The sequence below is a fragment of the Microterricola pindariensis genome (assembly GCF_002936985.1).
Classification (GTDB): Bacteria; Actinomycetota; Actinomycetes; order Actinomycetales; family Microbacteriaceae; genus Microterricola; species Microterricola pindariensis.
In genome coordinates, this window is record NZ_MPZN01000082.1 from 1 (window position 1) to 11,940 (window position 11,940).

The following is an 11,940-nucleotide window of genomic DNA, read 5'->3' on the forward strand; positions in this document are numbered from 1 at the left end:
CGAGGACTACCTCAAGACCATCTACGCGCACACCGAGTGGCAGCCGGAGCCGATCACGCCCTCCGCGCTGGCCGGCAAGCTCGGCATCGCGCCCAGCTCGGTTACCGAGATGGTGAAGAAGCTCGCCGCCATGGGGCTGGTCACCCACGTTCCCTACGGCGCGGTGCGGCTGAACGAGGCGGGCACCGCGCGGGCGCTCCAGGTGGTGCGCCGACACCGCCTGATCGAGACCTGGCTCGTGAACGAGATGGGCTACACCTGGGACGCGGTGCACGACGAGGCAGAGGTGCTGGAGCACGCGCTGAGCGAGCGGCTGCTCGCGGCGATCGATGCGCGGCTCGGCCACCCGCGGCGCGACCCGCACGGCGACCCCATCCCGGCCGCAGACGGCAGCCTGCAGCGCCCCGCAGCCGTGCTGCTCGCGGAGGCCGCCCCCGGCCACCGCGGCGCCGTCGTGCGCATCAGCGACCGCGACCCGGCCGTGCTCCGCCTGCTCACCGACAACGGCATCGGCCTCGACACGGCGCTCGAGCTGGCGGATGCCGGCGTGCTGCTGCCGGGCGGCCGCATGCTCGCGCTCTCGGCCGAGGCGCTCGCCAGCATCTGGGTCAGCGCCTAGTCGCTCTGGCCCGCGAGGCCGCCCGCGAGGCGCACCGCGAGGCCGCCCGCGAAACGCCTCCGACCCGTCGCCGTAACATGGGCACGCCGCATCCGCCCTAGGCTGAGCACTGAAGGAAGGATGCTCATGGCACGTCGCGATGAAATCGAATGCTGGCTCACCGATATGGATGGCGTGCTGGTGCACGAGAACGAGCCGCTGCCCGGCGCGGCCGAACTGCTCGAGCAGTGGCGCACCGAGGGCAACCCCTATCTGGTGCTCACCAACAACTCCATCTTCACCCCGCGCGATCTGAGCGCGCGGCTCCGCGCCTCCGGCCTCATCGTGCCGGAGGAGGCCATCTGGACGAGCGCGCTGGCCACCGCCGCGTTCCTCAAATCGCAGAGCCCCGGCGGCAGCGCCTTCGTCATCGGCGAGGCGGGCCTGACCACGGCCCTGCACGAGGCCGGCTTCATCATGACCGAGACGAGCCCCGACTACGTCGTCGTGGGCGAGACCCGCAACTACTCCTTCGAGGCGATCACCAAGGCGATCCGCCTGATCGTCGGCGGCGCCCGATTCATCGCCACGAACCCGGATGCCACCGGCCCGAGCGCCGACGGCCCGATGCCCGCCACCGGCGCCATCGCCGCCCTCATCACCAAGGCGACCGGCATGGAGCCCTACATCGTGGGCAAGCCGAACCCGATGATGTTCCGCTCGGCGATGAACAAGATCGGCGCGCACTCCGAGAACACGGCCATGATCGGCGACCGGATGGACACCGACATCGTCGCCGGCATCGAGGCGGGCCTGCACACGATCCTGGTGCTCACCGGCATCAGCGACGACGCCGAGATCGCGCGCTACCCGTTCCGGCCGGACGAGATCCTCTCCGGCGTGCACGAGCTCGTCTACTCCGAGCCGCGCGAGACCGCGCTCTAGCCGCGCGACGCACCCGCACCAGTTCTCCGGCAGCAGCCAGAAAAACAGGAGCAGAGTCACACCGGTCCCCCTGGGGGAACCGGAGTCGCTCTGCTCCTGTTTTTTTGTGAGCGAGGTCTCCCTCCGCTGGTCGAGTAGGCCCGCCAGGGCCGTATCGAGACCCTGCCACGACGGGAACCGTTTCGCGTACGGGGTCTCGATACGCTCGTTCCTCGCTACTCGACCAGCGGCGGTTGGGTGGCGCGGTTGGGTGGCGCTAGACGCGGTCGAGCGCGGCCGGCAGGGCGCTGCGCCACTCGGCGGGCGCCTCCGCGGCGGGGGCCGCGGGCAGGATGCCGCGGCCGTCCGGCGCGGGGATGGCCGAGAGCAGCGCCCGCGTGTACGGGTGCGCCGGATCCTCCCAGATGCGCTCCGAGACGCCGGACTCCACGATCTGGCCGCGGTACATCACCACGGTGCGGTCGGCGATCAGGCGCACGATGGCGAGGTCGTGCGAGATGAACAGCAGGCCGGCCCCGGCATCCAGCGCCAGCCGGCGCATCATGTCGGCGACGGAGGCCTGGCTGGAGGCGTCCAGAGCCGAGATCGGCTCGTCGGCGACGAGCAGGTCGGGCCGGGCGGCGAGGGCGCGGGCGATCGCCACGCGCTGCCGCTGGCCGCCGGAGAGCTCGTGCGCGTAGCGGGAGACCATCGCGGTCGGCAGGCCGACCCGCTCCAGCCACTCCTCCGGCTTCGAGCCCGCCTCGCCGCGGGCGAGCGCGGCGCGGATGCCCTCTGTGATCTGGGCACCGACCCGGATGCGCGGGTTCAGCGACGAGTTCGGGTCCTGGAACACCATCTGGATCGACGTGAAGGCGGTCGGCCGGCGGCGCACGCCGAGCAGCGGCACGGCCTGGCCGCGGTAGCTCACGCTGCCGGAGCGCGGCTTCTCCATGCCGACGACGGCGCGGGCGAGGCTGGACTTGCCGCAGCCGCTCTCGCCGACCAGCGCCAGCACCTCACCGGGCGCGATCGACAGCGAGACGCCGTCGACAGCCCGCACGACAGAGGCGCCGTGGTACTCGATGACGAGGTCGGTGACGCTCAGCAGATCGTTCGAGCTCGCGCTCATCGGCCGGCCTCCTTCTGGATCGCGGACGGCGTGTCTGCGCCCTGGGCGCTCGGCAGCGACTCCAGCAGCTCGCGGGTGTACGCGTGCTGCGGGGCGCCGAAGATCTGCTCGCGCGGGCCGGTCTCCACGATCACGCCGTGGCGCATCACCGAGACCTCGTCGGCGATGGCGCTCATCACGCCGAGGTCGTGGGTGACCAGCAGCACGGCGAGCTGGCGCTCGTCGGCGAGGTCGCGCAGCAGGTGCAGGATGCCGGCCTGCACCGTGACGTCGAGGGCCGTGGTCGGCTCGTCGGCGAGCAGCACCACCGGGTCGCAGGCCAGGGCGATCGCGATCGCGATGCGCTGGCGCTGCCCGCCCGAGAACTGGTGCGGGTAGCGGCCGAGGGCCTCGACCGGGTTCGGCACGCGCACCCGCGTCAGCAGCTCGATGGCGCGGTCGCGCGCCGCCTCGCGGCCGAGCTTCAGGTGGGTGCGCACATGGTCGGTCAGCTGGGAGCCGACCGTCAGCTGCGGGTGCAGGCTGGAGGACGGGTCCTGGAAGATCATGGCGATGCGCCGGCCGCGGATGCGGTTCAGCGCGCGCCGGCGCATGCCGATGAGCTCCGTGCCGCCCGGCCCGGCGCCGTTCGAGTCGGCGTCGAACAGCGTGATGGAGCCGCCGACGGTGGCGTTCGCCGGCAGCAGGCCGAGGATCGCCAGCGACGAGACCGTCTTGCCCGAGCCGGACTCCCCCGCCAGGCCGTGGATGCGGCCGGGCACGAGGTCGAGGCTGATGCCCGTGACGATCGGCTTCGGCGCCTTGCGCGGGCCGATTCCGACGGTGAGCCCCTGCACGCTGAGCACGGCCGGGGCGGTCGCCTCGGCATCCGGGACCATGGTGTTCAGAACGTCGGTCATCAGCGTGCACGCGCCTTGCTCATCTGGGAGGTGGGGTCGAAGATGTCGCGGAGCGAGTCACCGACGAAGTTGAACGCCATCACGACGGTGAGGATCGCGAGGCCGGGGAAGACGCCGATCCACCAGCTGTCGAAGTTCGCCATGGCGGCGGAGATCATCGAGCCCCACTCCGCGGTCGGCGGCTGGGCGCCGAGGCCGAGGAAGGAGAGGCCGGAGAGCAGCAGGATCGCGGTGCCGACGTCGAGGCTGGCGAGCACCAGGATCGGGCCGACGACGTTCGGCGCCACATCGACGCGCAGCGTCTTGAACGGCGAGAAGCCGAGCAGTCGGCCGGCCATCACGTAGTTCTGGGTGCGGAGGCCGAGCACGATGCTGCGCGTCATCCTGGCGTACTGCGGCCAGGAGACGACGAAGGCGGCGATCACGGCGTTGAACAGCGACGGCCCGAGGGCTGCCGCGACGACCATGGCGAGGATGACGGTGGGGAACGCCATCACCAGGTCGGTCAGGCGCATGAGCACCTCGTCGACCCACTTGCCGAAGTAGCCGGCGATGGCGCCGATCAGGGTGCCGACGACCATCGACATGACGACGAGCATGAGGGCAAGCGGGATCGTGACGCCGGCGCCCGTCATCAGGCGCGAGAAGATGTCGCGGCCGAGCGCGTCGGTGCCCATGATCGTGTCGATGCCGGGAGCCTGCAGGCGCGGCAGCACCTGCGCCAGCGGGTCGAACGGCACCCAGAACTGCGCGGTGAACGCGACGACGATCCAGAAGGCCGCGATGACGGCCCCGATCACGCCGAGCGGCGTCACCCAGGCGGATGGAATCCGCAACCAGCGGCGCGTCATGCGAGCCTCACCCTCGGGTCGAGCACGCCGTAGAGCAGGTCCACGGCGAAGTTGATGCCCAGGTAGATCACGCCGACGATGAGGCCGACGCCCATCACCCCGGGCAGGTCCAGGCTGGTGGCGGAGTTGTAGGCGTAGCTGCCGAGCCCCGGCCAGGCGAAGACGGCCTCGACCAGCACGGTGCCGGAGAGCAGCGAGCCGAAGGCGAGCCCGACGATGGTCAGGATGGGCAGCGAGGCGCCGCGCAGCGTGTAGCCGAACAGCATCCGCGGCCCGGAGAGGCCCTTGGCCCGGCCGGCGCGGATGTAGTCGGCGTCGAGCACCTCGAGCACCGAGGTGCGCACGAAGCGGGTGAGCAGGCCGATGGTGAACAGCGAAAGCACGAACACCGGCAGCATCAGGTGTGCCATGGCGTCCATGAACGTCACCCACTGCCCGGCGAGCAGCGCGTCGATCGTGTACAGCCCGGTCACCGTCGGCGGCGGGCTGAGGATCGGCGAGAGCCGGCCGGAGCCGGGTGCGATGCGCAGCTGCAGGAAGAAGAAGTTGAAGCTGACCAGCGCCATCCAGAACGTCGGGATGCTCAGGCCGATGAGCGAGAGCACGCGCACCAGCTGGTCGCTGATCTTGCCGCGGCGGTAGGCCGCGAGTGAGCCGAGGGCCACGCCGACGGCGAGGCTGACGATGATGGCGCCGATGGCGACCTCGATCGTGGCCGGCACGGCCTTGGCGAGGTCGGATGCCACCGGCTGCGCGGTGCGCAGCGAGACGCCCATGTCGCCCTGGAACAGGTTGAGCAGGTAGTTGAGGTACTGCACGGGCAGCGGCTGGTCGAGGCCGTGCTTCTCGATGTACGCCGCCACAGTGGCAGGGTTGCTGGCCGCGCCCTCGCCGAGCGCTGCCACGATCGGGTTGCCCGGGACGAGGTTGGCGAGGCTGAACGTCACCAGGGTGACGCCGAAGAGCAACAGTACTGACATTCCGAGGCGACGAAGCACGTACCCGGCCAGAGGGGATCCACCAAGTGGGGCTCTGGCCGGGTGCACGCGGGTCGCGCGGGTGTTCTTTCCCACGCTAGAGATTCCTTCTGCTTCTACTTGGCCTGCAGCTCGGCGATGTCCATCGTCCACGTCGAGTTGTAGTTGACGCCGGAGATGAAGTCGGCGGTGGCGATGTTCGAGCCGGGCACGATCAGCGGCACGAACGGGCCCTGCTGCTGCAGCGCCTCGGCGAAGTCGCTGAAGGCGCCCTCACGCGATTCCATGCTGGTCGCGGTCTCGGCGGCGGTGGCCAGCTCGACGATGGACGGGGCGGCTTCGGCGGTCCAGCCGGCGCGCAGGCCGACCTTGGCCCCGGCCTGGAACGGAAGGAAGTTGGCCGAGTCGGCGTAGTCCGGGCCCCAGAACCAGATGCTGAACGCCTCGCGGCCGTTGACGTACTCGTCGATCTGCGTCGTGAACGGCGCGGGTGCGAGCTCGACGGAGATGCCGGCTGCCGACAGCTGCGACTGGATGCGCTCGGCGAGCGGGGTGAAGCTCACACCGCCGACCGGGTAGTCGTTCGGGTACTCGAGGGTGATGGTCTCGCCGGCGTAGCCGGACGCGGCCAGGGCGGCCTTCGAGGCGGCGAGGTCCTGCTTGACGCCGTCGGTCAGCGCGCCGAGGAACGACGGCGGGATGACGCCGGTGGCCTGCTCCGAGCCGGCGCCGGCCAGCTCGAGGAGTGCCGGGTAGTCGAGCGCGTAGCGCACGGCCGAGGCGAACTCCGGGTTCGCCGTGACGCCGGCAACCTCGGGGTTCTGGTTCAGCAGCAGGAAGATCGTCTGGGCCGACGGCACCGAGGTGACGCTGACCGCGCCGCTCAGGCCGGCGACCTGGTCGCCGCTCAGGTCGACGGCCACCTGGGAGTCGCCGCCCTCGAGGTTCATCTTCTGGGTGGCGCTCTCGGAGACGTTGCGGATGACGACGCGGTCGAAGTCGATGTCCTCTGCGCCGTTGTACTTCTCGTTGCCGGTGAGCACAACCTGCGACTCCACGCTGAGCGTGTCGAGGATGTAGGGGCCGGAGCCGGCGGAGGTGGTGTTGAGGAACTTCTCGGCGGCGTCGGTGTTGTCGGTGGTGCCACCGTTCTCGATGACGACCTTGGAGTTGAGGATCGCGAGCGAGGGGTTGGTCATCAGCGCGGGCAGCTTGAGCGAGGAGGTCGCGGTGCTGAGCTCGACGGTCTTGTCGTCGACCTTGGCGACCTCGATGCCCTCCATCAGGAAGTTGGCCTTGCTCTCGGTCATGCCCTTGACGCGGTTCAGCGAGAAGACGACGTCATCCGCGGTGACCGGGGTGCCGTCGGAGAAGACGCGGCCTTCGTCGAGGGTGAAGGTGAAGACCGTTGCGTCGTCGTTCTGGGTGTAGCTGGCCAGACCGGGCACCGGGGTGCTCTCGTCGGAGCCGGCGAAGTCGAGGAGCGTCTCGTAGAGCGCCTTCGAGACCATGTAGCCGGTCGGCACATAGTTACGACCCGGGTCGGCCGTCTCGAGCGTGAACGCGGTGTCGATGACGATGCTGGTGGGAGCGCTGCCGGTGCCGCCTTCCGGAGCGGTTGCGGCGCAACCGACGAGGGCGAGCGATGCGCTCAGCCCGAGAGCTGTTGCGACGTAGCGGATTTTGGTGCGCACGGGGTAACTCCTTCTCATGAACTGCGGGGCAGACGCCGGGCGGCCTGCGCGCATCTCTGGGCGAGGCTTCCGACTCAGCGATCCAAATACTTGGACGGCTTTGCATGACATTCGCACAATCAGCGCTACTCTGTCCAATCAAAGCCCCAGAGTTACAGATAATGCGCCACCAACGACGGAAAGGCCCGCCATTATGTCTAGCAAAGCTCAGAACGCTCAGGACCAGTCTGGACAATCACCGCGCACTCTCGACGAGATCAACATGAAAATCTTGGCTGAACTGCGAGATAACGGACGAATCTCAATGTCAGCCCTAGCTGAACGAGTGAACGTCTCACGCGCAAATGTCTATACGCGGGTCGAGCAGTTGATGGCGGATGGCGTCATCACCGGCTTCAGCGCGCGCATCGATCCGGCCAAGGCCGGGCTGGGCATCTGCGCGCTCGTGTTCCTCTCGGTGCACCCGCAGTCGTGGGCCAGCTTCCGCGGCCAGATCAGCGAGATGACCGAGATCGAGTCGTGCCGCATCACGACGGGCGAGCACGACGCCATGCTGCTGATCCGCGGCGACGAGGTGGGCGCGATCCACGACTTCGTGATCGGCGTGCTGGCGGCGCTGCCCGAGGTGAAGTCGGTGGAGACGGTGCTCGTGCTGGACGAGGTGTTCCAGCGCCCGTACCTGCTGCCGAGCGACCTGCCCCCGCGGGAGCCGGCCGGCGCCCAGCTCGGCATGACCCGCTTCACCCGGGCGAACCCGGGCCGCGCGAGCCTGAGCGGCTAGGCGGCCTGCGGGCCCGCCGAAACTCGTCGGTCGAGTAGCGAGGAACGAGAAACCCCGCTGGTCGAGTAGCGAGGAACGAGCGTATCGAGACCCCGCACCCGGCTCAGCTTTCCGCCACGTCCGGGTCTCGATACGGCCCTGGCGGGCCTACTCGACCAACGGGACGGGGCATGCCCGCTGGCCGATCGCGCCGAAACTCGTCGGTCGAGTAGCGAGGAACGAGCGTATCGAGACCCCGCACCCGGCAAGCAGCGGTAGCTGTCCAAAGGACTCCTTGGATGAGGCTGCCGCCTTTCGCGACGCTTCGCGTCGCGCTGGTTAGTCGACCTGCACGCAGACGCTGAAACCGGGCACGCCGTCCAGCACGAAGTCCTCGATGAGCTCGAGGCGGCCGTCATCCGTCTGCTTGATAGTCGTGGTGCTGTCCCCGAGCAGCGTGGCGTCGCTGGCGACGACGTGGTGCACGAAGTACTCCTGGAGCACGCCGCCGCTGTAGCGGCCGACGCAGCGCCCGCCGGTGACCGTGTCGCCGAAGTAGTCGCCCCAGATGATGCCGGAGTTCTCGCTGAACTCGAAGCGGGTCGGCGAGTCCACGTTGACGGTGCTCGCGGTGGAGCGCTGCAGCACGAAGGCGGTGCCGTCCATACGGGGCTCGCTGGTGTGCGCGGGGTCGAGGGCCGGCCACTCGGCCAGGGGCTCCACCTCGACGCAGGCGCTCTCGTGGGCCTCGCCGTCCTTCTCGAAGACCTCGTCGAGGTAGAGCTTGCCGTCATCCGCCCGGCGCAGGGTGCTCTCGGCCGTGCCGAGGACGACCTCTCCGCCGTCGACAGGCTTGTGCGCGAAGCAGATGGTGACGACGTCGCCGTCGCGGCGGCCGACGAAGCGGCCGAGCTGCACGGTGTCGCCGATGTAGCCGCCCCAGATCATCTGGCCGAGCTGCTGGTAGCGGAAGCGCGTCGGGGACTCGCTGGAGACGGCGCTCCCCGAGGAGGAGATCATGACGAACTCGAGTCCGTCGATCGAGGTGGGGATGGCGGGGGCGGCTTCAGCGTTCACGATTCCGAGTATGGACGATGGGTCAGTCCGTGCAGAAATCCGTGACTTTCAGTCCAGTACGTCCGACCCCTTTTGCCACACAATCACCTTTCATCTCCCCATTCGCCCATCCAAGCAACTTTCGTCCAACCACCCTCCTCGCCTCCCACCCCGCCCCCGACCTCGCCGAGACTGCGCGACTTGTAGTTTTGGGGCGCCGGAACGACAAGTCGCGCAGTCTCGGCGACTTCTCGGGGGTGCGGGGGGGGGCTAGGCGAGGGTGGCGAGGGCGTCGGTGATGAGCCGCCAGAAACGGGGCGCGTCGAGCTCGAGGGCGACGTGCGCATTCGGCTCCCGCTCGAGGATGCCGACCAGGTCGACGCTGGTCACGCCGAGCGTCTCGGTTCCGGCCAGCTCGATGTCGAGCCGGGTGAGCACGCTGCCGACCGCCTCCGGATCGGCAAGCACGGCCACCGCGACGGGGTCGTGCAGCGGGCCGTCCGGCAGGCCGAGCGCCTCCTGGTTCATCGAGCGGAAGAAGTCCAGCAGCTCGGCGCCGAAGGCCCCGGTGCGGTTGCCGATGCCCGCGACGGCGTCGCGCACGGCATCCGTCACCATCGCCTGGTGGGTGACGGTGAGCCCGACCATGGTGAAGCGGATGCCGCTGGCCAGCACAATCGCGGCGGCGTCCGGGTCTACCCAGGCGTTGAACTCGGCGTACGGGGTGACGTTGCCGCGCTCGGTGGTGCCGCCCATCCAGACGACCTCGCGGATGCGGCCGAGCAGCTCCGGCCGGTCGCGGATGAGCGTGGCGACGTTGGTGAGTGGGCCGGTGGCGACGATGGCGACGGGCTCGGCCGAGGCGAGCAGGGTGTCGGCCATCAGCTCGACGGCACCGCGCGGGTCGAGCGGAACGGTCGGCTCGGGCAGCTCGGGCCCGCCGAGGCCGTTCTCGCCGTGGATCCACTCGGCCGTCGCCAGCGGCTTGACGAGCGGCCGGTCCGCGCCGGCTGCGATGGGCACGCCGCTGATGCCGGCGACGGTGCAGGCGATGCGCGCGTTGAGCGTCGTGTGCACCAGGGTGCCGTTTCCGGCGACGGTGGTGATGGCGCGCAGCTCGAGCGCGGGGTTGCCGGCGGCCAGCCAGATGGCGAAGACGTCGTCGTGGCCCGGGTCACAGTCCAGGATCAGGGGGATCGGCGTCGTCACCACGGTGCCCTCAGCGCTTCTCGGTCAGGCCGTGCTCGGCGGCGAAGGCGAGCACGGCGTCGCGCCCGGCGTAGGAGCCGACCGTGCCGCGTGCTTGCACGGAGAGCGCCCCGGCGGCCGCGGCCAGGCCGGTCGCGTCGGCCAACCCGCGGCCCTCGGCGAGGAAGGCGGCGAGGGTTCCGGTGAAGCAGTCGCCGGCACCGGTCGTGTCGACGGGGGTGACCCGCGGCGCCTGCTTGTGCCAGCTGCCCGCGGCATCCGCGGCGACGGCTCCGGCCGAGCCGAGGGTGATGACGAGTGAGGCGCAGCGGCCCTCGGCGACGGCGGATGCCGCCAGCTGCCGCCAGCGCTCGATCGAGAGGTCTGCGCCGTCTTCGGCCGCGGCATCCGGCACCAGGCCGACGGCCCGCGCCTCGTGCTCGTTGACGACGAGCGGGTCGCAGCCGGCCAGTGCGGCCGGGTCGATCGCGATGGGCGGCGCGAGGTTCAGCACGAAGCGGGTGCCGGCTGCGGCGGCCGTCGCGGCCAGCGCCTCGACCGTGGCGGCCGGGATCTCACCCTGGCTGAGCACGAGCTCGGCGCCGGCGATCGCTGCGGTGTCGGCTGGGCCGAACTCCGGGGCGAGCAGGCCGTTGGCGCCGGCCGTGACGATGACCGTGTTCTCGCCGGAGGCGACGACGGTGATCTGCGCGACTCCGGTGGTGACGCCGGGCAGGCGCCCGACGCCGAGCGTCGGGATGCCGAGCTCGGTGAGGGTCTGCAGGGCGAAGTCGCCGGAGCTGTCGTCGCCGATGCGGGCGATCAGCCGGGTCTCGACGCCGGCCAGGTGCGCGGCGACGGCCTGGTTCGTGCCCTTGCCACCGAGCGCGACCGCGAAGCCGGTGCTCTCGACCGTCTCCCCCGGTGCGGGGAAGTGCTCGACATAGCTCGTGCTGTCGACGTTGAGCGATCCGACGACGACGAGGCGGGCGGTGGTGGTGTCTGTCACGGTGGCGTCTCCTGCTGCTGTGAAGGGTGTGTGTTCTGCTGCGGTGAAGGGTGTGAGTTCTGGTGGGGCCGGGACCGGTCGGCCTCGCGGTCTGGGCTTGGCCGGCCGCTGGGGCTCGGCCGGGCCTAGGCGGCCGGGCCGGGGCCCGTGACGCTCGCGGTGAGGGGCTCGCCCGACACCGCGCTGACGAAGCAGTAGTAGTTGCGCTGGCCGGCGGCCCACTGCTGTTCGGTCACGGGGAAGGAGCTCTGCATCTGCAGCTGCCCGGCGGCGGACTCCGCGGCCGGGTCGACGATTCCGGTCCGCCCGCAGAGCTCGTTGGTCTGGGCGGCGATGGCCTCCTCGCCGGGGAACGGCGTCGCCTCGTCGCCTCCGAGGCTGCCGCGGAACGCCAGCTGGGCTGCGTGCGGGGCGCCGCAGTCGACGACGGTGAAGGTCTCAGCCCAGGGGCTGACGAACGGGTCGAGGCACTCGCCGCCGAACAGCTCGTCCCAGTTGTGCTCGCCGGCCGGCTGCATCGCGGTCGGGGCGGGCGGCGGGGTCGGCGCCTCCGTGGCGGGCGCGGTGCCCTCGGTCGCTGCGGGCGTCGGCGTCGGGGCGGTGCCGAGCAGCGCGGGCAGCTTGGTGCCGAGGATGAAGAGCCCGGCGAGCACGGCGACGCAGACCACCGCGATCAGCGTGATGATGAGCGCGCGCGGCGGTTTGCCCCCGCTGCCGGGCGGGCGCCCCGAACCGGTCGAGGCGGGCCCGTTCGGGCCTCCCGGCTGCGGGGTTCCTGCCGGTGCGGCGGATGCCGGAACCGCTGCGGCCCAGTGGCCGAACGGCTCGGCGGCGGCCCCGGCCGGCATGCCG

At 70.5% G+C, this 11,940-nt stretch carries 12 protein-coding genes; 3 read left to right on the top strand and 9 right to left on the bottom strand.

Going from position 1 to position 11,940, the window contains the following annotated elements; all coding sequences use genetic code 11:
• Positions 1-619 (top strand): metal-dependent transcriptional regulator (locus GY24_RS15635; RefSeq protein WP_104477355.1); only part of this gene is annotated, 619 nt, incomplete at its 5' end.
• Between the two features lie 126 nt (positions 620-745).
• Positions 746-1,543 carry an HAD-IIA family hydrolase gene (locus GY24_RS15640; protein WP_104477373.1) on the top strand — a complete coding sequence of 266 codons (798 nt, stop codon included), beginning with the start codon at positions 746-748 and terminating at the stop codon, positions 1,541-1,543.
• A gap of 256 nt (positions 1,544-1,799) precedes the next feature.
• Here the strand turns inward: GY24_RS15640 and GY24_RS15645 are convergent, their stop codons facing one another.
• Genes GY24_RS15645 through GY24_RS15665 form a run of 5 tightly spaced genes read right to left on the bottom strand, consistent with a single transcriptional unit; the run spans position 1,800 to position 7,075 of the window.
• Positions 1,800-2,654: an ABC transporter ATP-binding protein gene (locus tag GY24_RS15645; protein ID WP_104477357.1), complete on the bottom strand. Its 855-nt coding sequence runs from the start codon at positions 2,652-2,654 to the stop codon at positions 1,800-1,802.
• Complete coding sequence (locus GY24_RS15650; RefSeq protein WP_233279415.1) at positions 2,651-3,553, bottom strand: ABC transporter ATP-binding protein; 903 nt, start codon at positions 3,551-3,553, stop codon at positions 2,651-2,653. Before GY24_RS15650 ends, GY24_RS15645 begins: the two co-directional genes overlap by 4 nt.
• The gene (locus tag GY24_RS15655) at positions 3,553-4,404 is read right to left on the bottom strand and encodes an ABC transporter permease (RefSeq protein ID WP_104477359.1); all 852 of its coding nucleotides are present in this window, start codon (positions 4,402-4,404) and stop codon (positions 3,553-3,555) included. Before GY24_RS15655 ends, GY24_RS15650 begins: the two co-directional genes overlap by 1 nt.
• Positions 4,401-5,477 carry an ABC transporter permease gene (locus GY24_RS15660; RefSeq protein WP_407662189.1) on the bottom strand — a complete coding sequence of 359 codons (1,077 nt, stop codon included), beginning with the start codon at positions 5,475-5,477 and terminating at the stop codon, positions 4,401-4,403. Before GY24_RS15660 ends, GY24_RS15655 begins: the two co-directional genes overlap by 4 nt.
• 20 nt (positions 5,478-5,497) lie before the next feature.
• Positions 5,498-7,075 carry an ABC transporter substrate-binding protein gene (locus tag GY24_RS15665; protein WP_104477363.1) on the bottom strand — a complete coding sequence of 526 codons (1,578 nt, stop codon included), beginning with the start codon at positions 7,073-7,075 and terminating at the stop codon, positions 5,498-5,500.
• Between the two features lie 193 nt (positions 7,076-7,268).
• Between GY24_RS15665 and GY24_RS15670 the strand changes: the two genes are divergently transcribed.
• The gene (locus GY24_RS15670; protein ID WP_104477365.1) at positions 7,269-7,856 is read left to right on the top strand and encodes an Lrp/AsnC family transcriptional regulator; all 588 of its coding nucleotides are present in this window, start codon (positions 7,269-7,271) and stop codon (positions 7,854-7,856) included.
• A gap of 318 nt (positions 7,857-8,174) precedes the next feature.
• Here GY24_RS15670 and GY24_RS15675 read toward each other — a convergent pair whose 3' ends face one another.
• The 4 genes from GY24_RS15675 to GY24_RS15690 form a co-directional block, all read right to left on the bottom strand.
• Positions 8,175-8,912 (bottom strand): hypothetical protein, encoded by a 738-nt coding sequence (locus GY24_RS15675; protein ID WP_104477367.1) that lies wholly within the window; start codon positions 8,910-8,912, stop codon positions 8,175-8,177.
• A 249-nt stretch (positions 8,913-9,161) separates the two neighbouring features.
• On the bottom strand, positions 9,162-10,100 hold the full coding sequence (locus GY24_RS15680) for a nucleoside hydrolase (protein WP_202972969.1): 939 nt from the start codon (positions 10,098-10,100) through the stop codon (positions 9,162-9,164).
• A 10-nt stretch (positions 10,101-10,110) separates the two neighbouring features.
• Positions 10,111-11,088: a ribokinase gene (locus GY24_RS15685; RefSeq protein ID WP_161498759.1), complete on the bottom strand. Its 978-nt coding sequence runs from the start codon at positions 11,086-11,088 to the stop codon at positions 10,111-10,113.
• A 125-nt stretch (positions 11,089-11,213) separates the two neighbouring features.
• On the bottom strand, positions 11,214-11,940 hold a 727-nt coding region (locus GY24_RS15690; protein WP_193953625.1), incomplete at its 5' end, for a septum formation family protein.

Coding starts and splice junctions, on each gene's coding strand:
- GY24_RS15650 (WP_233279415.1), bottom strand. CDS start 3,553: ATGACCGACGTTCTGAACACCATGGTCCCGGATGCCGAGGCGACCGCC.
- GY24_RS15670 (WP_104477365.1), top strand. CDS start 7,269: ATGTCTAGCAAAGCTCAGAACGCTCAGGACCAGTCTGGACAATCACCG.
- GY24_RS15655 (WP_104477359.1), bottom strand. CDS start 4,404: ATGACGCGCCGCTGGTTGCGGATTCCATCCGCCTGGGTGACGCCGCTC.
- GY24_RS15645 (WP_104477357.1), bottom strand. CDS start 2,654: ATGAGCGCGAGCTCGAACGATCTGCTGAGCGTCACCGACCTCGTCATC.
- GY24_RS15640 (WP_104477373.1), top strand. CDS start 746: ATGGCACGTCGCGATGAAATCGAATGCTGGCTCACCGATATGGATGGC.